The 23,191-nt window shown below is 32.9% G+C and carries 20 protein-coding genes; 9 read left to right on the forward strand and 11 right to left on the reverse strand.

Annotation, left to right across the window (positions count from 1 at the left end; translation table 11 throughout):
- Positions 1-80: 80 nt before the first annotated feature.
- The 5 genes from ABD771_RS14035 to ABD771_RS14055 all read left to right on the forward strand — a co-directional run bounded on the left by ABD771_RS14035 (position 81) and on the right by ABD771_RS14055 (position 6,397).
- Positions 81-1,394, forward strand: a complete 1,314-nt coding sequence (locus tag ABD771_RS14035) for a TolC family protein (protein WP_345095693.1) — start codon at positions 81-83, stop codon at positions 1,392-1,394.
- 64 nt (positions 1,395-1,458) lie between these two features.
- Positions 1,459-2,547, forward strand: coding sequence for an efflux RND transporter periplasmic adaptor subunit (locus ABD771_RS14040; RefSeq protein WP_345095695.1), 1,089 nt, complete (start codon positions 1,459-1,461; stop codon positions 2,545-2,547).
- A 57-nt stretch (positions 2,548-2,604) separates the two neighbouring features.
- On the forward strand, positions 2,605-5,835 hold the full coding sequence (locus ABD771_RS14045) for an efflux RND transporter permease subunit (RefSeq protein ID WP_345095697.1): 3,231 nt from the start codon (positions 2,605-2,607) through the stop codon (positions 5,833-5,835).
- A gap of 5 nt (positions 5,836-5,840) precedes the next feature.
- Entirely contained in the window at positions 5,841-6,146 is a 306-nt protein-coding gene (locus ABD771_RS14050; RefSeq protein ID WP_345095699.1) for a hypothetical protein, read from the forward strand.
- Between the two features lie 59 nt (positions 6,147-6,205).
- Positions 6,206-6,397 (forward strand): YgaP family membrane protein, encoded by a 192-nt coding sequence (locus tag ABD771_RS14055; protein WP_344816746.1) that lies wholly within the window; start codon positions 6,206-6,208, stop codon positions 6,395-6,397.
- A gap of 53 nt (positions 6,398-6,450) precedes the next feature.
- On the opposite strand, the gene ABD771_RS14060 is transcribed toward ABD771_RS14055, so the two are convergent.
- Positions 6,451-7,059 (reverse strand): RDD family protein, encoded by a 609-nt coding sequence (locus ABD771_RS14060; RefSeq protein WP_345095700.1) that lies wholly within the window; start codon positions 7,057-7,059, stop codon positions 6,451-6,453.
- A gap of 118 nt (positions 7,060-7,177) precedes the next feature.
- On the opposite strand from ABD771_RS14060, the gene ABD771_RS14065 reads away from it, so the two are divergent.
- On the forward strand, positions 7,178-7,459 hold the full coding sequence (locus ABD771_RS14065; RefSeq protein ID WP_345095701.1) for a hypothetical protein: 282 nt from the start codon (positions 7,178-7,180) through the stop codon (positions 7,457-7,459).
- A gap of 243 nt (positions 7,460-7,702) precedes the next feature.
- Here the strand turns inward: ABD771_RS14065 and ABD771_RS14070 are convergent, their stop codons facing one another.
- Positions 7,703-9,325 (reverse strand): hypothetical protein, encoded by a 1,623-nt coding sequence (locus tag ABD771_RS14070; protein WP_345095702.1) that lies wholly within the window; start codon positions 9,323-9,325, stop codon positions 7,703-7,705.
- 133 nt (positions 9,326-9,458) lie between these two features.
- Between ABD771_RS14070 and ABD771_RS14075 the strand changes: the two genes are divergently transcribed.
- Together ABD771_RS14075 and ABD771_RS14080 are read left to right on the forward strand one after the other, a co-directional pair.
- Complete coding sequence (locus tag ABD771_RS14075; protein ID WP_345095704.1) at positions 9,459-10,157, forward strand: DUF1826 domain-containing protein; 699 nt, start codon at positions 9,459-9,461, stop codon at positions 10,155-10,157.
- Positions 10,158-10,200: 43 nt separating this feature from the next.
- Positions 10,201-11,181, forward strand: coding sequence for an HNH endonuclease (locus ABD771_RS14080; protein ID WP_345095706.1), 981 nt, complete (start codon positions 10,201-10,203; stop codon positions 11,179-11,181).
- Positions 11,182-11,231: 50 nt separating this feature from the next.
- Here ABD771_RS14080 and ABD771_RS14085 read toward each other — a convergent pair whose 3' ends face one another.
- Genes ABD771_RS14085 through ABD771_RS14110 form a run of 6 tightly spaced genes read right to left on the reverse strand, consistent with a single transcriptional unit; the run spans position 11,232 to position 19,382 of the window.
- Positions 11,232-13,280, reverse strand: coding sequence for a beta-L-arabinofuranosidase domain-containing protein (locus ABD771_RS14085; protein WP_345095708.1), 2,049 nt, complete (start codon positions 13,278-13,280; stop codon positions 11,232-11,234).
- 5 nt (positions 13,281-13,285) lie between these two features.
- On the reverse strand, positions 13,286-14,206 hold the full coding sequence (locus ABD771_RS14090; RefSeq protein WP_345095710.1) for an alpha/beta hydrolase: 921 nt from the start codon (positions 14,204-14,206) through the stop codon (positions 13,286-13,288).
- Between the two features lie 3 nt (positions 14,207-14,209).
- The gene (locus tag ABD771_RS14095) at positions 14,210-16,363 is read right to left on the reverse strand and encodes a GH92 family glycosyl hydrolase (protein ID WP_345095713.1); all 2,154 of its coding nucleotides are present in this window, start codon (positions 16,361-16,363) and stop codon (positions 14,210-14,212) included.
- Positions 16,354-17,718: a sugar porter family MFS transporter gene (locus ABD771_RS14100; RefSeq protein ID WP_345095715.1), complete on the reverse strand. Its 1,365-nt coding sequence runs from the start codon at positions 17,716-17,718 to the stop codon at positions 16,354-16,356. Before ABD771_RS14100 ends, ABD771_RS14095 begins: the two co-directional genes overlap by 10 nt.
- Entirely contained in the window at positions 17,711-18,604 is an 894-nt protein-coding gene (locus ABD771_RS14105; protein WP_345095718.1) for a TIM barrel protein, read from the reverse strand. Before ABD771_RS14105 ends, ABD771_RS14100 begins: the two co-directional genes overlap by 8 nt.
- Positions 18,555-19,382 carry a phytanoyl-CoA dioxygenase family protein gene (locus ABD771_RS14110; RefSeq protein ID WP_345095720.1) on the reverse strand — a complete coding sequence of 276 codons (828 nt, stop codon included), beginning with the start codon at positions 19,380-19,382 and terminating at the stop codon, positions 18,555-18,557. The genes ABD771_RS14105 and ABD771_RS14110 overlap by 50 nt, the downstream gene beginning before the upstream one ends.
- 254 nt (positions 19,383-19,636) lie before the next feature.
- Between ABD771_RS14110 and ABD771_RS14115 the strand changes: the two genes are divergently transcribed.
- Entirely contained in the window at positions 19,637-20,479 is an 843-nt protein-coding gene (locus ABD771_RS14115; RefSeq protein ID WP_345095722.1) for an AraC family transcriptional regulator, read from the forward strand.
- Positions 20,480-20,689: 210 nt separating this feature from the next.
- Here the strand turns inward: ABD771_RS14115 and ABD771_RS14120 are convergent, their stop codons facing one another.
- The 3 genes from ABD771_RS14120 to ABD771_RS14130 form a co-directional block, all read right to left on the reverse strand.
- Complete coding sequence (locus ABD771_RS14120) at positions 20,690-21,028, reverse strand: 7(1) septoil knot domain-containing protein (protein ID WP_345095724.1); 339 nt, start codon at positions 21,026-21,028, stop codon at positions 20,690-20,692.
- Positions 21,029-21,033: 5 nt separating this feature from the next.
- The gene (locus tag ABD771_RS14125; protein WP_345095726.1) at positions 21,034-21,843 is read right to left on the reverse strand and encodes a YqiA/YcfP family alpha/beta fold hydrolase; all 810 of its coding nucleotides are present in this window, start codon (positions 21,841-21,843) and stop codon (positions 21,034-21,036) included.
- A 74-nt stretch (positions 21,844-21,917) separates the two neighbouring features.
- A complete protein-coding gene (locus ABD771_RS14130) occupies positions 21,918-23,003 on the reverse strand; it encodes an AAA family ATPase (protein ID WP_345095728.1) in 1,086 nt (361 codons plus the stop codon).
- Positions 23,004-23,191: the final 188 nt, after the last annotated feature.

The following is a 23,191-nucleotide window of genomic DNA, read 5'->3' on the forward strand; positions in this document are numbered from 1 at the left end:
CATTAGTTACTCTGTAACATTTGTAACTGTAAAGCCATTTTTACCGTTCTACTTTTGCTTTATAATTCAGATATAAAATTATGAAGAAAATAAGTTACATCATTTTTACAGGAACAATTTTGAGTTCGTTTTTTGGATTTAGTCAAGATACTTTGGCTATTTCTAAAAGCGAATTATCTCAGAAACTATCCGAAAAGAATTTACAAATAAAAATTGCTGAAAAAACCTATCAATCCGCAAAGGCAGATTACAATCAATCCAACGCACTCTTTTTGCCCAACATCAATGTGTCGCATACCGGAATTTCTACCACCAATCCATTGATGGCTTTTGGTTCTAAATTGAATCAAGAAATTTTGACTATGGCAGATTTCAATCCAGCGTTGTTAAATGATCCAGCTAAGACTCAAAATTTTGCTACCAAATTTGAAATCCAACAACCTTTAATTAATGTTGATGGTTTGTTTGAAAGAAAAGCTGCAAAATCTAAAATAGAAGCCTATCAATTGCAAACCGAACGTACTAAAGAATATTTAGAATTAGAAGTTTCAAAAGCGTATATGCAATTGCAATTGGCTTACAGAGCTGTGAAAGTTTTAGAAAAAGCCAATGTAACAGGAAAAGCCAATTTGAAATTAGTTGATAATTATTTCAAACAAGGAATGTTGCAAAAAACCGATTTGCTGAATGTTCAAGTTCGAGTAAATGAAATAGCCAACCAATTGCAATATGCAAAAAGTAACGTGCAAAATGCATCCGATTATTTAGCTTTTTTATTGAATGAGGATAGTAATGGAAAAATCTACAAACCATCGGAAGAATTAGATAATATAATTGTAATCGAAGAAATAAACATTTCATTATCAGATAATAGAAAAGATATTCAAGCGATGAGCAAATCATCTGAAGCTTATGCTAAAATGTTACAGTCCTCTAAAATGGCTTTCTTACCAAGATTAAATGCTTTTGGAAGTTATGAATTGTACGATAAAAACTTTTTAGGAACTTCGGCAAAAGGCTATTTAGTTGGAGCACAATTATCATGGAATGTTTTTGATGGATATAAATCGATTGGAAAATTTCAAAAAGCTAAAGCAGAATTTCAAAAAGCTGATGTTGAAAAAGACCAATACAAAAAGCAAAGTCAGTTGGAGCTAAACAAAACCAATCGTCAATTGAAAGATGCTGAAAACAAAGTAAATCTGACAAAATTAGCATTGGAACAATCCCAAGAAGCTTATAGAATTCGCCAAAATAGATTCACACAAGGATTAGAAAAAACAACCGATTTGTTGCAATCAGAAACTCAAATGATTCAAAAAGAAATGGAGCATTTGCAATCGGTTTTCGAGTATAATTTCACTAAGCAGTATTTGCAATTTTTAACTAAGTAAGAGAATAGATAAAAGAGTAAAGAAGAAAGAATAAAGAAGAAAGATTTAAATCAATATCAAAGACATGAAGAAAATAATAACCATCCTAACACTTTCAACTATCTTATTCGTATCATGCGGAAAAGAAACGAAAGAAGCAACCAATAACGAACCAGCCATTGCAGTTCAAGTAAGCGGAATTTCAGCAGATAATAACGGCGAGTTTGTAACCGCAAGTGGTAAAATTGAAGCCGAAAATAGTGCTAATGTTTCTACCCGAATGATGGGTTTTGTGACAAAAGTTCACGTAAAAGTGGGACAAAAAGTAGGAGCAGGACAACTTCTAGTTAGTGTAAACAACACTGATTTGCAAGCCAAAAAAGCACAAGTCGATGCCTCAATTCTACAAGCAACTGTAGCTTTCAATAATGCTAAAAAAGATTATGAAAGATTTACAGCTTTATTCAATCAGCAAAGTGCTTCTCAAAAAGAATTGGACGATATGACTTCGCGTTACGAAATGGCAAAAGCAGGTTTAGAAGGCGCCAAACAAATGCGAAACGAAGTAATGGCGCAGTTTTCTTACTCTAATATTACGGCTCCATTTTCTGGAGAAGTTACTAATACGTTTGTAAAAGAAGGTGATATGGCAAACCCAGGAATGCCTTTGGTAAGTGTTGAAGGAGTTTCAAGAATGCAAGTTACTGCAATGGTTTCTGAAAGTGATATTGCTCAAATAAATAACGGAATGGCAGTTAAAGTTTTAGTGAAATCAATCAACAAAGAAGTAGCAGGAAAAGTTTCTGAAGTAAGTGGTTCAGCTAAAAATACAGGCGGACAATATTTAGTAAAAGTAACCTTGAATGCAACAGATAAAGCTATTTTATCAGGAATGTTTGTAAATGTTCAATTTCCAATTGCTAACAAACCAAAAGCAGAAACAAATGTGAAATCAGATAAAGTAATGGTGCCAGAAAGTGCTTTGGTAAAACAAGGACAACTTACAGGAATTTACACCATAGCCAACGGAAAAACAGCCATTTTAAGATGGATAAGAACAGGAAAATCATTCGGAAACCAAGTAGAAGTTTTATCAGGATTATCGGCTAACGAGCAATACATCGTTTCAGCTGAAGGTAAATTGTACAATGGTGCTAAAGTGTTAATAAATTAGATTTTAATTATTAGAATTCTAAAAATCTAAAGATCCAACAATCTAAAAATCTAAAAAATGCAAGAAGGTATATCAGGTAAAATAGCCCATTTTTTCATCAACTCTAAATTAACCATTCTATTGATGGTTGGATTGATGATAATTGGTGTATATAGTTCGTTCTTAATTCCTCGTGAAGAAGAACCGCAAATCAATGTTCCAATGGCCGATGTTATGATTGGTTATCCAGGAGCAAGTCCGGCTGAAGTGGAAAGCCGTGTTATAAAACCATTGGAAAAAGTATTGTCTAATATCAAAGGTGTAGAGCATTTACATAGTATGGCTATGAATGGTCAAGCCATGATTATTGTGCAATTTTATGTAGGCGAAGATTCAGAACGCTCGTATGTGAAATTATACGACGAGTTGATGAAAAACGAAAATATGTTCCCAAAAGGAGTTTTCAAACCTATGGTAAAAACGCGTTCGATTGATGATGTTCCTATGTTGGGATTGACACTTTGGAGCGAAACATTAAACGATTTCGAAATTCGTCAAATTGCTGAAGAAGTAACTTCTGAAATCGAAAAAGTAAAAGACGTTGCCATTACCAAAGAAATTGGTGGAAGAACTCGTGAGCTAAAAGTAGTTTTAGACAAAGATAAAATGGCCGAAAATGGTGTGGATGCTTTGGGTGTTATGCAAATGATTCAAGCCAATAATGGAAGCTCGCAATCGGGAAGTTTTGTTTCAAATGATAAAGAATACTTGCTTACTACTGGACAATTTCTATCCACTTCAGAAGATGTTGAGAATTTGGTTGTGGGTGTAAATGCAAACATGCCAGTGTATTTAAAACAAGTAGCTGCTGTTCAAGATGGTCCTTCAACACCAAGAAGTTATGTATCTTTTGGTTACGGAAAAGCTAATGAAAAATATACTAAAAACAAATCAGAATATCCAGCCGTTACTATTTCTATCGGAAAAGTAAAAGGCGCTGATGCAATGAAAATTTCTGAAAAAATCATTGAAAAAGTTGAAGGTTTAAAGAGAACAATAATTACTGATGATGTTCATGTTGAGGTTTCTCGTAACTATGGTGAAACCGCATCTGATAAAGTAGGTGAGTTGTTGATGCACTTGGGTGTTGCTATTATTGCAGTAACGCTTTTAGTAATGCTAGCTATGGGTTGGCGTGGTGGTTTAGTGGTATTCTTTTCTGTGCCATTAACGTTTGCTTTGACTTTGTTTGCTTACTATATGTTGGGTTATACGCTTAACAGAATCACGCTTTTTGCCTTAGTTTTCGTGGTCGGAATTGTTGTGGATGATAGTATTATCATTGCCGAAAACATGCACCGACATTTCAAAATGAAGCGATTACCATTCAAACAGGCGGCTATTTTTGCAATTAATGAAGTAGGAAATCCGACGATTTTAGCAACGTTTACCGTTATTGCAGCTATTCTTCCAATGGCGTTTGTGTCAGGAATGATGGGACCTTATATGAGTCCGATGCCTATTGGAGCTTCTATTGCGATGTTATTGTCGTTGTTTGTAGCTTTAACGGTTACGCCTTATTTAGGTTACCATTTATTACATGAGAAGGAAGAACAAGAACACAAAGCCGAACAAGGATTAGAAACGTCTTGGATTTATAGAATGTACAACAAATTGGAACGTCCGTTTTTAGAAAATTCTACCAAACGTAGAGTGATGTTAGGAATTACGGTTGTACTATTAGCAGGTTCAGTTTTAATGTTTTTCACCAAATCCGTTTTGGTAAAAATGTTGCCTTTTGATAACAAAAATGAATTCCAAGTAGTGGTTGATATGCCTGAAGGAACTACGTTAGAAAGAACGGCAGCTGTGACACAAGAAATAGCTCAATATCTTACCACAATTCCTGAAGTTGTGGATTATCAAAATTACATCGGAACTTCTGCACCTATTACGTTCAACGGTTTGGTTCGTCATTACGATTTACGTGGCGGAAGCAATATGGCTGATATTCAAGTGAATCTGTTACACAAAGAGGATAGAGATTTGCAAAGTCATGATATTGCTAAAATTGTTCGTCCTGAAGTGCAAAAGATTGCTAAAAAATATGGTGCGAATGTCAAAATTATCGAAGTTCCACCAGGACCACCAGTTTTATCAACGTTGGTTGCCGAAATATATGGACCAAATTATAAAGATCAAATTGCAGTTGCCAATCAAGTAAAAGGTATTTTAGAAAAAACGTCTGATATTGTTGATGTCGATTGGATGACTGAAGATAATCAAACCGAATATCGATTGGAAGTGGACAAAGAAAAAGCAATGCTTAACGGAATTGCACCACAACAAGTAGTTGGAAATTTAACTTATTTGTTGAAAGAATATCCAGTTTCCAATTTGTATGATGAAAATTCTAATAACAGTGTTGGAATCGTACTTTCTCTTGATGACAAAGACAAAACATCGTTGCAAGACATTCAAAATTTAAAAATTAAAGGAAGTCAAGGCAATGTTGTTCCAGTTTCGGATTTGGTAAAAGTGATAGCCGATACTTTGCAAAAAACAATTTACAGAAAAGACCAAAAACGCGTGGTTTATGTAACGGCTGATATGGCAGGAACATTAGAAAGTCCGGTGTATGCGATTTTGGGAATGAACGATGAATTGCAAAAAATGAAATTGCCAAAGGGATACAAAGTCAACGAATTGTATATGGATCAACCATCAGACGAAAGTGATTTTACGGTAAAATGGGATGGCGAGTGGCAAATTACTTTAGAAGTGTTCCGTGATTTAGGAGTGGCCTTTGCAGTTGTAATAGTGATTATTTATATGCTGATTGTAGGTTGGTTCCAAAATTTCAAAACGCCTATGGTTATGATGATGGCAATTCCGCTTTCGTTGGTCGGAATTGTATTTGGACACTGGTTATTAGGAGCATTTTTTACAGCAACTTCTTTTATTGGAATGATTGCCTTAGCAGGAGTAATGGTCAGAAACTCGGTCTTGCTCATCGACTTTATCGAAATCCGACTTAATGATGGAGTTCCATTAAAACAAGCTATTATCGAAGCAGGAGCAGTGCGTACAACCCCAATTTTACTAACAACTGGAGCTGTTGTAATTGGAGCTGTAATCATCCTATTCGATCCAATTTTCCAAGGATTAGCGATTTCATTAGTATTTGGAGCCATCGTTTCAACAATTCTAACTTTGATTGTAGTGCCATTAATCTACTACATCACTGAAAGAAAAAAATGGGAAAAACCAACAGAAGTTATCGAAGAAAAACTCACAACTCATAACTAGAAAATATGAAACTATTACTAATAACAGCTATTGCCGAATTTGAAAAAGAAGTAAAACAAATTCTAAAAAAAGCACAAGTCAAAACGTTCTCTTATCAAGAAGTTACAGGCTACAGAAATACATCAGAAGACGCCATAGAAAGCAATTGGTTTGGTAACGAAATGAACGAAAACGAATCGATACTTTTTTATGCATTCCTACCCAAAGAGAATGTTGATTTGGTTTTTAACCTAATAACAGAATTCAATAGCCAACAAGAAACATTATCTCACATTCATTCCGTCATTTTAAACATCGAAAAATCTAATTAAACGCATCTTTGCCAAAGTTTCAAACTTTGGCAAAGATTAAAAAATATCTAAAATCTAATATTAAAATGAAAACAAGAATTATTCATGCCGTTGCAGGAACTTTTATCCTTATCAGCATTCTTTTATCTTTATATGTAAATCAGAATTGGTTGTGGTTTACTGCCTTTGTCGGTGCAAATCTTTTACAATCATCCATTACAAAATGGTGTTTGATGGCCGATATTTTGACTAAATTAGGAGTGAAAGATTAAACAAATTAATTGCTTTAAACATAAAATGGTTCTCTAAGTGGCAACCATTTTTATTATTTTTTCATAACTTCCTTTATTTGTTTCAGATAGTATTTCTTTACCACAGCGGTATCTCCACTTAAATCAGAAATACTTCTTTTTCTTTCATTGAGCATAAAAATAATAAAACTGGTAAAGAAGAAAGCGTTAATACAAATCATTTGAATGGAAAACATGTTTGAGTTTAGGCTTTGCAAGTATTCCGATTGCTTTATCCAACTCAAATCATTGTAATGATTTGCATCGGCTTTACTTACAGCAAATAGAGTATTAATTATCGCAATAAGTCCAAGTAGTAAATTGGGTAAGTACCTTCTAAAGGCGTCACTATAGGTTATAGTATCACCATTCATTTTTAATATATGCAATCCCAAAGCAAGTTTGCCTGGTGTAGCACCAAATCGGGTAGGAAAGTAGATGTGATAAAAAATATTGATTACATTACTAACTAGAATACCAACATAAACATTATTTAAATTCAAGCTGTTGTAAAAAAGAAATCCAATGGTCATTGGAGCCAAAATAATACCGTCTAACAATAAAGCAGCAAATCGATAGCCAAAGTTACCATATATACTATCGAAACTTCCTTCTAAATGAACAGGTAATTGCTTGTCTTCCATGAGATTGTGGGTGTAAATGAAATAGTTTTTTTAGTACTATTGTGTACCTCAAACCTATTTATTTTTTTTGAATAATACAACATTTGTTTTTTGTATCTTTAGTTTTTAAAAATTAGCAATGAGTAATTTTATTTCTATCATGAACTTAAGAGCCAATAGAGCCATGCCTTTGAAAAGCGTGCTCCAGGATACGAAAAAATTCACGCTATTGCATTTCGAACCTATGAAAGAAAACCCATATCCAGAATGTATTAAAATTAGCATCACAGAAGAAGACAATAGCGAAGAATTTACTACTTATCTCAATTACAATGCAACTTTAAAAGCTTATGATTTCCATCAAGTCAATAGAACTTTTTATCCGAAATATCAATCAATAAAAGTAGAGGTTGTTAAATGAGGAAGATTTAAACAAAGACCTTAAATACAGTTTTACTTTAATCATAAAAGAAGATAGCGACGATGACGGCGATGGTTATTTTATCAAAAGACCAAAATCTTCACCAGGAAAAATAGTAAGTTCTAAACTTTTGGAAAAAGTTTTTTACTTATTACTATTTTTATAGTATTGCTATAAAAAGGTATGGCATAAAAAAAAGGATAACACTTTCGAGTTATCCTTTTTTTAATTTATCTAAACTTATTATTTACATTCGTCAAGAGCTTGTGCAAACGATAAGATACTTTCTAAGTTGTTTTTAAACTCTTTTTTGTCGACTCTAGCTAATAGTTCCGGACAACCTGCAGCTAATTCTTCAAAACGTTTTTTCGGACCTAACATCCAAGAGGCAGAGGCATTTGATTTTCCTTCCGATTCGTTGGCGGCTTTTACTATAATTTCTCCATTAAAATATTGATAAACCGACATCTTTTTACCAGCATACATTTCTTTAACGAATTTTTTGCTAGCTCCAGAAAGCGTTACACCACCATTATCAGTAGAAACTTTGAAGGTAACTGTAGCAAACTCTTCACCATTACTTAGTATTAGTTTATTAACTTCATTCGCTTTAAAACTTCTTTCAGAGAATTTTCCTTGAAAATCTTTAACAGTAACCATCACCGCATCGCTTAAATTCAAACCTCTGCTTTTTGGCATATAACCAGTAATAGTATCTTTTTTAATTGTTAAGATGTACGCAAGAGTATAGTTTGGATCCGTTTCAATACTGTAAGGTGCTGATTGCGAATAAGAAGGATTTGAATTGTATACTTGTTGTTGAGGTACATTTTCTTCAAATATAAAATTCTTAGTATCAACAGGAAAGTGTCTTGTTTTTAATTGATTAACATTAAATAACGCAATATTGTTGTCATTTTCTTTAATCATTGTTTTTCCATCACCTGGATCGTAATCGTTGGTCACTAAGATATTAGCCCATTCGTTAGACTTAGCTGGTTGGTCTAAATAGTTGTAGATTTTAGCTAAATTGTAGTAAGCACTATAACGTATTTTTCTATCAGCTTTAGAATCAGTAGTATATTTGTTAGACAACGATTTGAAATAGTTGATTGGTTCTTCCAATTCTTTTTCAAAACCATCTACTGGTTCAGCAAAGTTCATTTTGTCAAGTACAGCTTTTGCTTGAATGTAAGCATTGTATTCAGCTGCTTGCTCTGGATGTTTTTTATTCGCCAAAATCCAAAATTGGTCCTTACCTGTTTTTACTGGGTAACCAAATTCGTTATTTAGTTCGTTATTCAAACGGTTTACTACTTCATTCAAATAGTTATTTACAATAGAACTTTGTAAAGAGTACTGACCATTTTGTGCTTGGTTGTAATTCTCAGTTTCTGTTCCTTTTATGGTATTAGAACCATTGAAACTGATGATTTTATTAATCTTACCATCACCACTTACCACTTTTGCATTTCCTTGTTGGCTATAAGAAACCACAGGAGTGTAATAGTATCTAGTAGATTGAACACCATTTCTATCTTTGCTCGTAACCGTTCTAGTAGTTACTTCTTTTTTGGTAACCACTGGGTTCTGAAGCATTACTTCGACACTCATGTAACCATTTTTCTCTCTTTTTTCTAAACCAGAGATAGTCACTTGATTTTCAATAAAGTACTTCGATTTGTTGTACAACAAAGAGCGGTCAAAAGAAATTAAAAACGAATAGTTTCTATTCTTCTTATCCAAGATAGGTTTCGTAGGTAGTTGTACATACGAGTAGTTGATTTCAAACGGATCTAAATCGGTAGATTGTGCAAAAAAACTACAGGTCGTAAGCAGGAATAATGCTAAAAAAACTTTTTTCATAAGTAAGATTTAATTTTTACAAATATATAAAAAGTTCGTTAGTTACAACCCACCAATGTTTTTATTAAAAAACTAATTTTTAGAGGGTTTATGCACTAATTTTGCAATCTAGTATTCAACTTTTTAACCTTCAATGAACGCTACATTTTCTAACAGCAAACAAATAGGAACCGTAACTACTTTTTCAGAACTGGTGCAAACCGATTTTGAAGGAGTACGCAATGCCCTATGCTGGTTGCGAAATTTGGAAGGCGATTTTAAAGAGCTAGTAAGCAAACTCCAACTGAAAGAAAATATAACAGAGATTACTCCCAAAGACCTATTGGCACTTCAACTGTCAGAACAAGGGAATAGCGCTAGGGAAATTATCTTAAAGGATTTACAATTACTAACCGATTTCGGAGCAGCTCCTGTGCTCAACTTACTGAAATACTACGAACGCGATACCTACTTCGATTTCATTACTACCGATGTCTATTCCTTTCATGTGGATTGTTCTCCCATAACCACCGACACTTTTTTGTGTACCTATCACGGAGCAGCAAGCGACCTCATTGCCAACGATGAAGCCCAGCAAAAGATACTCGTTCCCGAAATTAGACAACAATTAAAAGACCTCCACGATGGCCCAGAAGCTGAATTTGAAGACTTTTTAAAAGAAAATTATTTCGATTTGCATTACCAAGCGCAACCCAACGCCACTCCAATTAACTTAGGCGTAGGTCATCTGTGGCGACTGGCAGTTGACCATCCAACACAAAAAGTACCACCATGCATTCACAGAGCACCAATTGAAAAGGAGGGTGAATATCGGTTGTTGTTGATTTGTTAGATAACCTAAATAACACTATTTTTATGCAATCATTTAAGATAGTATGACAAACGAGCAAGTAAAAAATACTTACATAAAATATTTAACCAAATTAAACAGAGCGACCAATAATGGAGTAAAGGCACCACACAAGCCAATTCTTTTATTGTCTATTTTGCAGCTAATAAGAAAAGGTGAAATTACTTCCAATCGAATATTTATTACTCCAGAATTAGTACTTGCATTTAAAAGCAATTGGAATACTCTTGTTACTACAAACAATATATGCACATTTGCTTTACCATTTTTCCATTTAAAAAGTGAACCTTTTTGGCATTTGACTTATTTAAGAAGTGGAGCAGGAGCATTAAAAAGTATAAGTACATTAAAAAGCTTAAACGATACTATAGCCTTTGCCGAAATCGACCAACCTCTTTTTCTTTTAATGGCAGATGCTGTTACTAATACTATGTTAGAAAATATACTTTTAGAATTCTATTTTCCATCAAGCACAGCGTCTTATTTAAAGGAAGCATCCGATTTGCAATATACTTTAGAGTTAGAAATAAAAAATCAAATAGTAAATGATACTAAAGAAGAATATCTAACCAAAATGCAATCACTTGAAGAAGTTTTAACTGATGAAGAAATTCAAGAAGAACGTTTCATCAGAGGTGGAATATTTAAAAAAGAAATCCCACGAATTTACAACCACCAATGTTGCATTTCTGGAATGAAGATTCAAACCACTAGTAATGCACAAATGGTAGATGCCTGTCATATTATTCCTTTTAGTATTTCTAATGATGATACTATTTCGAATGGTATTTGTTTATCTCCTAATTTACATCGTGCTTTTGACAGAGGCTTATTTACTATCAACGAAGAGTACATAGTTAGAATATCACCATCAGTTAATGAATCTAATAGTCCTTACGGAATTACTCAATTTGCAGGAAAACGTATTGACTTGCCCAAAGAAATTAAACTTTATCCTTCAACTCAAAATTTAAGTTGGCATAGGAAGGAATGTTTTGTGTTGTGATTATTTTATTGATTAGTAAATGTTTTACTTCAAAATTTAATATTTTCTTTTTACAATTTGATTATTTTAAAACTTACTTGTCTCAAGATGGTTTTGCCAAATGGAATAAGCGTGATGTTTTCTATTTGTTGCGTTGTTTTATTTTTTGCTTTGATTGTAATTTGACCCTTATTGAAGGAAGCTTGGTTTTCTTCAATAAATTCAAAACGATGGTTTTCTTTTGGTTTATAGGTTAAATCATCAAAATTGGTGAAATAAGATTTACCTTTTTGTTCAAAAGCTTCGATAGGTTTAGCATAAAATAACGCACCATAGCTGAAATAGTTTTCGTTGTTCAAGTCTTTTTTTATTTCAACTTCGGCTTTGAATTCTAAAGTTAGCGCCTCTTGTTTTTTAAATTTTCTATTAAAGACAATAAAGTCGTTTTCAATGGTATATTTTTCATTCGTTACAATTTGTTTTACCCATGATGGTTTTCTAATTTTTAGAACAAATGAAGCTAGCTTTGGATTTGAAATTTTGAAAACGAATTTGTTCTCATAAGGATATTCCGTTACCGTCTCTATGGTGATGGGTTTATTTTGAATCTTAGTGGCAACACTATTGGGCATTAAAAGCACATTTACTAAGGTGTTTTTATTTTCTTTCAACCAAGCTTTTTCAATAAAGTAAGGCGTAATTCGTCCTGCATTAGGATTGCAACAAACCGCCACATCTTTGTGTGCAGGAGAATATTTGTAACGTGTTTGTTTTCTGTCTGCTTCGATTTCGCCATTTTTTGTGCCTTCCATTTCAAAGGAATTATCGGTTTTAAGATAAGCAATACAAGAATGATCTGGGTTTCGTGAACCTTGAGCTGCATTGTAAAAAATAGTTTCAATGGCTTCAGCAGTTTTCGGATTTCCTTGCTTTTGAAACACTACAGTATAGCTATCTAATAATTCTTGAAGAGAACAATATTCATAACCTGTATGAGTAGCATCGGCAGTTCGTTCAGCAATCCATTCGTCTCCAATAGCACCTCCAGTTAGGGTTGTAGTATTTTCAATTCTTTGAATGTAAATTTGAAGTGCTTTTTGTAGTTCTTTATTATCAGAAGCATAAGCAGCAACTAGTAGTGGTCGCAAATGCTCATAAGTATGCACACCATGCGATTGTAATTTGTAATTAGGATTTAAAATATTACTCAATTGCACATCTTTTTCTGATTGATAGGTTTTGCTAAAATCTTGATATAGAAACAGCGCATAATCGGTATATTTTGTATCGCCTGTAATTTGATACATTTTATCCAAAACATCGGTAAAAGTCAATCCGTGAGAAACACCACCATTAAATGCAGTACCAGAAGAAAACGGACTGGATGTTCCAATAGGATAATTGGTCATTACATTATCAACTGCTTTCACAATAGCGTTCCACAATTTTTTATCTTTTGAGTATTCGTAATAGGCAAGTAAACCTCTATACATCGTTGCTTTAGACCATAATTCACCATTTTCAGAGTTGAATTGGTAACGTAATTCCTTATCGTAAATGCCAATATAACCGTCTTCATCTTGCGTTTTCAAAACCTCTTGAATGTACTTTTCTACTTTTTTAAGACCTGCTTTATCGTTGATTAAAATTACGTTTCTAATGTAACCATCCCACCAATTGGATTGGGTTTCGCTGTTCCACCATTTGTATTGTTCACTGCCTTCAGCATCGCCTTCTTTATTGTTTCCTAAATCTTTAACTGTGCTATTTTTGTGCAATCTACCTGTGCTGTAAATAGGGTCATTGATTAAGTCAGGTACCAATTTATCCAAATTACCTACAAAACCATCGACATCTTTTTGCATTTGTTCTTTAATCCAGCCAGTGGGTTTTATGCTTCCAAAAGGTAATATCTGATATTTTTCTTCCGTTTTAGTTGCGTTTTTTTGTTGTGAATTCATTGTGAATGACGCTAGAATTGCTATTGTTAAATATAAATTTCGCATAGAATATATTATTGGTTTGTCATTTGAAAATTTAGTTTGCCACCAGTCATGATTTCTGAATAGGTTATAAATGGTTTTGGAAATAAGAGTAGTACAATATTTTTTTTCTTTCATAACGTTTATTTTTTTAATAGAAACAATAATGGAATATCCAACCTTTCATGCCATGCTTTCTCGGAATGATCTTTTCCAGGGAAAAATTTAGTTAACCAATTTTTTGAAGTGTATCCTTTTTCAATCATAATCAAATCAATTTTTTCTTGAAATGGTTTGTAAAAGCTGTCTAGTGTTTGGTCTCCATAATCGAAATATATTTTGTGTTTTTTTGGATTTGGAAGATTTATTATGAGATATTCTCTAAACTTTGATGCTACATCAATATCTGTATATTGTGAAATTTTTTCTTTCATAATCATCGGTGTATGTGTTGACAAGCACGCTGCACCACCAAAAACTTTTGGATATTCGCAAATAGCATATAACGAAATTAAACCGCCCATACTAGAACCAGCAATAAAGGTATTTTTCTGGTTTTTTTTTGTTGAAAATTTTTTATCAATAAATGGTTTTAATTCTTTGACTATAAACTTCAAATAGTTGTCGGCTTGTGGCTTATTTAGTAGTTGTTCTTCAACAATAATTTTTCTAGTTGCTTCAGGAATATCTTTAATTATTTTTTGAGGAAAATACTCAGAATGTCGATATTCATTATTGTTCCAAATGCCAACAACAATAAATTTTTGGGTTTTTGAATCAGCAATTAACCTTCCTGCAACTTCATCAACTTCCCAGCTCTGTTTATTCCATGTAATTTGAGCATCGTAAAGCATATTACCATCGTGCATATACAAAACTGCATATTTTTCTTGATCTGAATAACCATCAGGAAGCCAAACATCGATGTTATGCGCATCAACATATTGTGATTTAAAGTTTTCAAAACGTTGTATAGATCCATTTGTAACTTTTGGAATTTGTGCAGAAATGTTACTAGATGCTATTAGCAAATAGAAAATTATTATTTTTAAATTTTTATTCATGTTTTATTTACTTGTCATTTCAAAATTAAGAATGCCACCATACATAATTTCTGAATAGGTTATGAATGGTTTTGATAGTGATGTTTTATTCAGTTGGGCGTTTTCTTGATATATATTATCGTTAGAGAAGTTAGTTGGTTCAATGGTAAAAGTTTTGTTGTTTTTTAAATGCAAAGTTGCTTTCTTAACTTGTGGAGCACCAAGAACAAATTCACCATTGGCAGGATTTACAGGATAAAAACCTAGCGTAGACAAAATATACCAAGCCGACATTTGTCCGCAATCGTCATTTCCAATCATGCCATCAGGCGTGTTGTTGTGAAATTCGTTTATGATTTTATGAATGTATTTTTGACCGAATTTTGGGGTTTCCGAAAAAGCATATAAATATACAATGTGATGGCTCGGTTCGTTACCATGAGCATACTGACCAATCATCGCTTCCTGACCTAAAAATTTGTTTGGATTTAAACTTTCAATAGTAAAGAAATCATTCAGTTTTTTTGTGAATTCCTTTTTTCCGCCCAATAGATTTTTCATACCATCGATGTCGTATTGTGCTGGAGTCCAAAAATACTGCCAGGCATTGGCTTCGGTATAATCGCCAGGGTTATTCATAGGCGAAGTAGCTGTTAATGGATCAAATGGCGTTCTCCAATTGTCATTGGTCTCTTTACCTCTAAATAACTTTGTTTCAGTATCAAAAAGGTTTTTATAATAATTGGCTCTTTTTTGAAAGGTAACTTGATTTATTTTATTGTTTAAATTTTCAGCCATTTGCGCCACACACCAATCGTCATAACCACTTTCTAAAGTCCTTGAAACCGCTTCATTATCTAATTTATCAAAAGGATAATAACCGTATTGATTATACAATTCCCAATCGGAATTAATGTGACTTTTAGTTGAAGTTTCAATCATGGCTTTGAGCGCTTCGTCTTTATCAAAACCATCAAATCCGTTAGTATAAGCCGATAAAATCATAGGAATAGCATGATTGCCAATCATACAATAATTGTCTTGTCCCCAAGCCGTCCAAATGGGTAAAAATCCAGCAGCTTTGTGATGCAAAAGCAAGGTATTTACAATGCCATCAATTTTTTCGGGTGCAATAATTTGAAGCAACGGAAACGCACCTCTATAAATATCCCAAATGGATAGAGTAGAGTAGTAGGCTTTATTTGATGCTAATGCAATCTTATCATCAGCACCGCGATAGTTACCATCTACATCAGCAATATTGGAAGGTTGTAAAAGCAAATGATACAGCGAAGTGTAGAAGATTTCTTTTTGTTTTTGTGGTGCTTCAATGTCAATTCGATTGAGATAGTCGTTCCAAACTTTTTCGGCATTTTGCTTTATTTTTTCAAAGCTCCAATGCGGAATTTCAGACTTCAAATTTTGTTTTGCTCCAGTAACACTTACCGTTGATAAAGCAATTTTTAGCTGCAAAATTCTATTTTTTGACAAATTAAAATCCAAGATGTATTTGGGTGCATTTTGTTTTTTCTCTTTCGGAAGTTCTTTTGATGCTACAAATGGCGTTTGAAAATTAATAGTAAAGAAATACTTTTTAGTTACCCAACCTTTGGTTTTGCAATACCCAGAAATAGTGCTATTGTTTTCGATTATGATGTCGCTTTCCAAAACCAAACTATCGTTTAGAAATTGAAATCCATGTTGGAAATCTACTAACAATTTTGCGTTTTTACTTGGGTAAGTATATTTATGAAAAGCTACACGTTCTGAACAGCTTAATTCTACTCTGATATCATCTTTTTTGAGCAATGAATAATAGCCAACACTAGCTTTTTCAGAATTTTTATGATAACTATTTTTAAGTTTTGACTTTTTTTCATGGAATGGAAGCAACAAAATGTTACCCATTTCACCAATTCCTGTTCCGCTGAAACGCGTTTGTGAAAACCCCAAAAGCAAAGTGTCTTTGTATTGATAACCACTCGTATGATTCCAACCAGCGATATTGTTATCAGGTCCGGGTTGCACCATTCCAAAAGGCATTGAAGGTCCGGGAAATGTATGTCCTGTGCCATCCGTACCAATAAAGGTATTTACAAATTTGGCATTGTTTTGGGCATTTGTACTCCAAAAACAAATCAATACTAATCCGCTAAAGAGTGTTTTTCTTATTTCCATAAGGCATCCATTTGTTCTAGACTTTTATTTTTGGTTTCAGGTACTTTTTTCCAAACAAAAAATAGTGAAAATAAGCAAATTACAGAAAATAAATAAAACGGAAAAGCACCATTAAAATTATCTTTCAACCATTGGTTTTCAATCAAACTTGGAAAAACTTGTGTTACCACAAAATTGGCTACCCATTGAATAAAAACACTAATCGCCAAGGCTAAACTTCTTATCTTATTTGGAAAAATTTCAGATAATAACACCCAAACAATTGGTCCCCAAGAAATACTAAAGGAAGCCATAAATAGTAATAGAAAAGGTAAAACCCAATTACCAACAGCATCATAGTAAATAAATAATCCAACAGCTGCTAATGCAATAGTCATTCCGATAGAGCCTATATAGAGCAATGGTTTTCTTCCCATTTTATCTACCCATTTGATAGCTAATAAGGTGAAAATTAAGTTTACTACTCCAAGAATACTGGTTTCCAGTAGCGAAACATCGGTTGAACTTCCTAAGCTCTTAAAAATTTCAGGAGCATAGTATAAAATGGCGTTGATACCTGTTAATTGCTGTAAAATGGAAAGTCCGATACCTACAAAAAGCGCTTTTTTGACTATAGGATTTACTAAATGCTTCCACTGATTTTTATCTTCTTGGTGTAATGAACTTTCAATTTCTGTTTGAACTAAGACAGCATCTTCTGGAGCATTTAGTTTTTCTAAAACAGTAATTGCTTTTGCGGTTTCTCCTTTTTGAAATAACCATCTAGGACTTTCTGGAATTAGAAATATAAAAATTAGAAATAGGATAGAAGGAATGATTTCGGAACCAAACATCCAACGCCATCCAATGTTCAAATTCCAATGGGCATCACCTTGTAAAGCAATAAAGTAATTCACAAAATAAACCACAACAATACCAATAACGATGGCTAATTGATAGTTTCCTACCAAAGCACCACGTCTTTTTGGAGGAGCAATTTCGGCTATATACATCGGTACAACCATAGAAGCTATACCCACACCAATGCCGCCCACAATGCGAAATAGCACAAACATGGTGAATGAATTGGGTAGCGCCGTTCCAATAGAATTTAGAATAAAGAGAATTGCTGTAATTAGCATTGTGGCTCTTCGTCCCAATCGGTTACTCAAATAATCAGAGAAAAAGGCTCCAATTAAACAGCCAACCAACGCACTTGAAATAGCCCAGCCAGTTTCAACAGGAGTCAAATGGAAATATTCGGTTAGATTACCAATAGCTCCAGAAATTACGGCCGTGTCATAGCCAAATAATAAGCCACCAAGCGCAGCACTCAAAGCAATAAAAAGAATATAGTTTTTGTTGTTTTTATCCATTGGTTATAAGGTTTTGTTGTAAATAGTGTTTCATTTCAAGATTGATTTCCCATTGATTCGAAAGCGGTTTCTTTGTGAAAGGCTCTTGAGGCATATAAGGAAATGGTCCAAATTCGGGTGTAATGTTTATTTGAGAATAGTTTCTTTTCTTTTGAATTTCGATAATTTCTTTCCACCAACTTAAATACCGTTCTAAATGAGAATTCCATTCTGGTGCGAAAGGATGGTTCACTTGCGGACTTTGCTCAAAGCCAACACGAGCATGAATGTGTTTTATATTGGGATAAATTTTGGATAATAACTCTTTTTGGTCTTCCAAATTACTTTCTGAAACCACACAGAAATGAGAGAAATCAGCAATTAGTTTTAATTTGGGGTAGATATCAATATACTTTAAAAGCGTTTTTAAATGAAATGAAAATCGGCCGCGATGAATTTCATGCCAAATAGGAATTCCTGAATTTCGAGCAATATGTTCTGTGATTTCAATTATTTTACAATTATTGCTGAAATCATAAAAATCTTTTCCTGTATGAGAGTTAATGTAATTGGGATTTAAAGTGATTAAAAACTCCAATCGTTTTGTAATTCTTTCAATGTATTCTTCGACCGTTTCGTTTTTATTGGACAAGACTTGTTGCGCAATAAAAATAAAATTAGGATTAATGGTATTTCTAATATTTTCCAACTCTTCCATAAATTCAGTTATGAAATTTGCATTATCAGGAAAATTGATTTCCACACCTTCATAACCATTGTTCACAACATTGGATAGAAATTCTTTTGCCGATTGATGCTCACAACCCCAATAGGTACAGGTATATTTTACATCCATATTAGTTTGAATATAGAATTGGATTAATTGGAGAGTTGATGATTTCTCCAATTTTTGCACCCGGACACCAAGTATTCCAATCGTGTATTTGGTTTTTATTTTCAGGATTTTTCAATAGCATGTCTTTGTCCATATAAATGATGGTCATAACTTTTCGCATTTCGTCTGTTACATTAGCACCAGCACGATGAAACACCCAACCCGAATGAAAGCTAATCTCACCAACATCAAAAGGTTCAATCACATGTTTGAAATCAGTAACTCGTAATTTTTTTTGGATTACTTCTTCGCTTTCGTCTCCAATTTCCAATTCGCGTCCTTCTACTATAGTATGGCTTCCGGCACTAAATTCTAATGGACCCATTTCTAGAGGTGTTGCTTGTAACGGCATCCATGCAGTAACCGTTTTATCAGTTTCTAATGGCCAATAATATTGATCGGCATGCCAAGGAGTAATTCCTCCGCCACCTTCTTTGAACAAAGCTTGGTCATGGTATAAACGAACTCCGTTTACTTCCATTAAATCGGATGCGATTTTTGCTATTCGTTTACTAAAAATTAATTCTTTTACAACATCGTTTTCCAACCATAAATTGAATAATTGCAGAAATGCTTTTCCATACGTTGTTCTATCCTCAAGAGCTGTTTGCTCTTGATTCATTGCGTTTACTTGTTTTGTAATAGCAGCGTTAAAGAATAGAACTGTTTCTAGATTTAGAACTTCCTTCAATTTGATATATCTATTTTTTTGATAGAAATCAATTTGTTCTTGCGAAAGGGAATAAGGCGTTTCAAGAAATTCTGATATTGATTTTGGTAGTGTTTGCATATTCTAATTATTAAATTAAAGTAAATTAAAATGGAACATTCTATTTTAGGAATTTCAAAACTATTCATTCGTTTTGGTAAGATTTAACATTAATTTGTTTAATTATGACACTATATTGAATTATTTTTGAATGATTATATATTTTAAAGTTTATAATATATTATGAAATCGCCATAAACAAACTCGTTTGCTTGCAAACACCAATGAAAATAAAGCGATAACATATGACCTTTAAAAACAATAAATATTTTCATATGAAAGCTACATTAGAGAACATCCCATCAGAAAAAGGAACTTCGAGTTTTTATGCTTATCGTTTTCAGGTTCCCTTTTTTGAATTCAAATGGCATTATCATCCAGAATTTGAGTTGACTTACATTGTTAAGGGCAGTGGTTACAGAATTGTTGGGAACTCCTATGAATATTTTAGCAATGGCGATTTAGTTTTGTTGGGAAGCAATTTGCCTCATACTTGGTCTGGTAAATTAGAGGATGACGTAAAATCGGATGCTGTAGTAATTCAGTTTTCTAAGGAATTTATATCACCATTTATAGAACTTAATGAAAGTGTATTGATTAAGGACATGTTGCAACATTCTGAAAGAGGAATAAGTTTTGAGATTGATGAAGCGTTAGTTTCAGTAATTACTGATTTGACCGAAGCTAAAGGAGTGGATAGAGTATTAAAGTTGATTTCGATTTTGGATGTGCTGTCAAAAAAGCAAGCAAGGTTGATTGCACCAAATGCTTTTCATAATGTTGTATCTAAAAAAAATGAGCTACGGATTAATAAAGTTTGTTCGTTTATACAAAACAACTTTTATAATAAAATCTCTCTAAAACAAGCAGCAGACTTAATTTATTTGACGGAAAGTAACTTCTGTAAATTTTTCAAAAAGGCCACTGGAAAAACCTATTCTGATTACTTAAATGAGTTAAGAATAAACGAAGCTTGCCGCATGTTAATCCAATCAGAGAAAACGATTAGTCAAATATCTTTTGAATGTGGTTTTGAAACTCTGAGCTATTTTAATAGAGTTTTCTTCAATAAAAAAGGAATGGCACCTTCTACATTTAAAAAAGAAAAGCAAATTTGATATTCAATAAAGCTAATACACTTCGACTACTCAGAAGTTCAACGTTGGTTGTGGCAAACAGTCAACTATTAGATTATCTTCGTTGTTTCCAGATAGGGAATCCTGAGCAAAAGATAAACTTAATGGTTATTAGTATTTTATTTTGCAGAGAAGGAGGCTACTTAACCATTATTGAATAACAATCTTTTTCAAGGTTTTAAGCTGAATATATTAGTACATTAAATGTAACTTAGATTGATTAATCCACCCAGCTTGGTTGGCATACTTTACGAAGTAGATTTTCAAATCGGCTTGATTGGCATATTTAACGAAAAATATTTTTTTATCAGCTTGGTTCGCATAGTCTGTAAAAAACCATCTGCCTTCATTTTTGACTGCTTGATTTTGATATTTTACTTTAAAGACTTTTAAATCGGCTTGGTTCTCATAATCAACGACAAATACTTTTACGTTGGCTTGGTTAGCATATTCAACAGAATATACTTTTTGGGCTGACATGTTAAGCGATAATAAAAATAATGTGATAACTAATAAGTAAACTCTTTTCATAATTATTAGGGTATTAATTCATGTTTTATATTTTCTAGCAACTCATTAATAGTTTCAAATCGATGATTGGTGTCATAAAAATTCAACTTGTTAGGAATCTTATTGTCATTTATATAACTAATCATATCATCAAAACTTAATAATTCGTCAGCAGTAGCTAAATGCAAAGTATAATTAGTGCTATTGTAGTGTTTTAATTCTACTTTGCAAGATTTTTCAAAATGCGCTAAATAGTTTAGATGTGCATCCGTAAAAATCCAATTATCTTTTGTTTTTAAATTTACTTGTGCTTTATTGACTTCTTTTTTAAGTGATTGGCTTGGTGACCAACTTGGGTTAATGGCATGAACTTTTATTTGGTCTGTTTGATTCATTGCACGAACATAATTAGCATAGAATCCTCCCAAAGAGGTACCTATTACAATAATATTGCCATAGTGTTCTTGAATGATGCTGCCAATTTGTTTTATGGCTTCATTGGGATTGTAATTAAGTTGTGGCGCTATCAAATCAATGCAGTCTGATAAATTATTATCTATTAGCCATTGATTGATTACGGCTTGTTTATTTTCGGGAGCGCTATTGAAACCATGAAACAATAAAATAGTGGTTTTATGCTCGTAATTTGGAATAAGATATTCATAAGGTATTCCAATGGTTTGGTTGCGATACTCAACTACTATGCCCTTGATGGGATGAATTAGATTTTTAGTATCAGGAATTTGTTCAAGTATTGTTCCTACTGGTATATCCAAAGTTGACCATAGGTTTTGTTTGGCGGAAATTGGTTTTATGGTTTTGAATTGTTTGGACATTACTGACTTTTTAATTGTAATTCGTTAAATCAAAGGTAAGATAATCTTATTCTGTTAGTGATATAGCGACTGCTTTAATTTCCAAATCCAACTGCTTTTTTAAGCACAGGTCTGTATTGGTTATCTTTTTCAAAGTTAAAAATATCAGTAACAGGAAGTGGTTGATTAACCATTTTTGTAATACCTAATGTATTTAATAATTTGTTGGTTCTGTCAATGGACAAAGCTTTAAACTCATAAATTTGTGAAAGTCTGCCTTTTCTTAAAAGTGCTTTATCAATATTTTTGACATCAGTATTGAACGTAGCTATGATTTGTATTCCAAGGCTTTCACCAAGCAATCCATCTGTTAAATTTAGTAACATAGATAGATTGGAGTTTCTAACCTCTTCACGAGATGTAATTAATTCTTCTGCATCTTCAATAACAAAAACAGCATTTTTATTATTCAACAAGAAAGGGGTCATGTTCAAATTATCCAATTCACCTGCCATCTTAGGAGAAATAAAGATTACTTTTTTCTTTAGTTGGTGAATAAGGAATTTGATGTATGTGCTTTTACCTGTTCCTGGTTGTCCATGAAAAAGGTAAAGACCATTTGTGTCTTTTTTATTGAGTTGTTTTACAATTTCTTTATGAATGGGATGGAAATCTTCATTGTAATGAATATTGAAATCAATTTTTGGTTTCTTGATTTCAACGAGTTGCGTGTTTAACTCTCCGTTTTGATTATAGATTAAGCAAATATCGGTTGTTTTCTTATGGAGATACAAGAAGTCTTTGGCTCCTTCAAAAAGCTCATTTACCAATTCTAGTTGCTCTTCAGTATGGAAGAAATAAACTGAGGTATATTCAATACTCACAAGTATACCTTGTTGCAATAGATAATTGTGGTGCGCATTTTCTAAAACCTTTTTAGTCATATTGAAATCATGTGAATAATGTTGCTCAACAATATCGCTTTGGTATTTTTTTTCAAACCATTTTTTGAATGATTCAATATTCAAATCGTCAATAGTTATGATATTGGGTATTCTTTTAGAGTATGCAAAAAATAGTCTATAAGGGCTAACATAACTACTTGTGCTATTAAACAATGTTAAATCGTCAATAAGCAATGGGAACTTTGATGTTTGCGTTTCGTTTGTTTCTGATTTCATAGGTTATTGGAGTTAGTTGGATAAAATATGATTATGGTGAACATTGGCTTGCGATAAAAAATATAAAACGATAAAAATGATTATTGAGTATAAAAACCGAATGGGTTTTTCTTTACACCACAAAAACCAAGTATAAATAACTGCTACAATTATTAAAATCACGACCACTTTTTTTAACTGTTCAAAAA

The sequence above is a fragment of the Flavobacterium chungnamense genome (genome assembly GCF_039539165.1).
GTDB lineage: Bacteria > Bacteroidota > Bacteroidia > Flavobacteriales > Flavobacteriaceae > Flavobacterium > Flavobacterium chungnamense.

What these genes read in the sequence shown, in the direction of transcription:
- ABD771_RS14045 (WP_345095697.1), top strand. Translation starts at nt 2,605, where the DNA reads ATGCAAGAAGGTATATCAGGTAAAATAGCCCATTTTTTCATCAACTCT.
- ABD771_RS14115 (WP_345095722.1), top strand. Translation starts at nt 19,637, where the DNA reads ATGAAAGCTACATTAGAGAACATCCCATCAGAAAAAGGAACTTCGAGT.
- ABD771_RS14065 (WP_345095701.1), top strand. Translation starts at nt 7,178, where the DNA reads ATGAGTAATTTTATTTCTATCATGAACTTAAGAGCCAATAGAGCCATG.
- ABD771_RS14075 (WP_345095704.1), top strand. Translation starts at nt 9,459, where the DNA reads ATGAACGCTACATTTTCTAACAGCAAACAAATAGGAACCGTAACTACT.
- ABD771_RS14035 (WP_345095693.1), top strand. Translation starts at nt 81, where the DNA reads ATGAAGAAAATAAGTTACATCATTTTTACAGGAACAATTTTGAGTTCG.
- ABD771_RS14095 (WP_345095713.1), bottom strand. Translation starts at nt 16,363, where the DNA reads ATGGAAATAAGAAAAACACTCTTTAGCGGATTAGTATTGATTTGTTTT.
- ABD771_RS14110 (WP_345095720.1), bottom strand. Translation starts at nt 19,382, where the DNA reads ATGCAAACACTACCAAAATCAATATCAGAATTTCTTGAAACGCCTTAT.
- ABD771_RS14080 (WP_345095706.1), top strand. Translation starts at nt 10,201, where the DNA reads ATGACAAACGAGCAAGTAAAAAATACTTACATAAAATATTTAACCAAA.
- ABD771_RS14130 (WP_345095728.1), bottom strand. Translation starts at nt 23,003, where the DNA reads ATGAAATCAGAAACAAACGAAACGCAAACATCAAAGTTCCCATTGCTT.
- ABD771_RS14085 (WP_345095708.1), bottom strand. Translation starts at nt 13,280, where the DNA reads ATGAAAGAAAAAAAATATTGTACTACTCTTATTTCCAAAACCATTTAT.
- ABD771_RS14125 (WP_345095726.1), bottom strand. Translation starts at nt 21,843, where the DNA reads ATGTCCAAACAATTCAAAACCATAAAACCAATTTCCGCCAAACAAAAC.
- ABD771_RS14050 (WP_345095699.1), top strand. Translation starts at nt 5,841, where the DNA reads ATGAAACTATTACTAATAACAGCTATTGCCGAATTTGAAAAAGAAGTA.
- ABD771_RS14070 (WP_345095702.1), bottom strand. Translation starts at nt 9,325, where the DNA reads ATGAAAAAAGTTTTTTTAGCATTATTCCTGCTTACGACCTGTAGTTTT.
- ABD771_RS14060 (WP_345095700.1), bottom strand. Translation starts at nt 7,059, where the DNA reads ATGGAAGACAAGCAATTACCTGTTCATTTAGAAGGAAGTTTCGATAGT.
- ABD771_RS14100 (WP_345095715.1), bottom strand. Translation starts at nt 17,718, where the DNA reads ATGGATAAAAACAACAAAAACTATATTCTTTTTATTGCTTTGAGTGCT.
- ABD771_RS14090 (WP_345095710.1), bottom strand. Translation starts at nt 14,206, where the DNA reads ATGAATAAAAATTTAAAAATAATAATTTTCTATTTGCTAATAGCATCT.
- ABD771_RS14040 (WP_345095695.1), top strand. Translation starts at nt 1,459, where the DNA reads ATGAAGAAAATAATAACCATCCTAACACTTTCAACTATCTTATTCGTA.
- ABD771_RS14120 (WP_345095724.1), bottom strand. Translation starts at nt 21,028, where the DNA reads ATGAAAAGAGTTTACTTATTAGTTATCACATTATTTTTATTATCGCTT.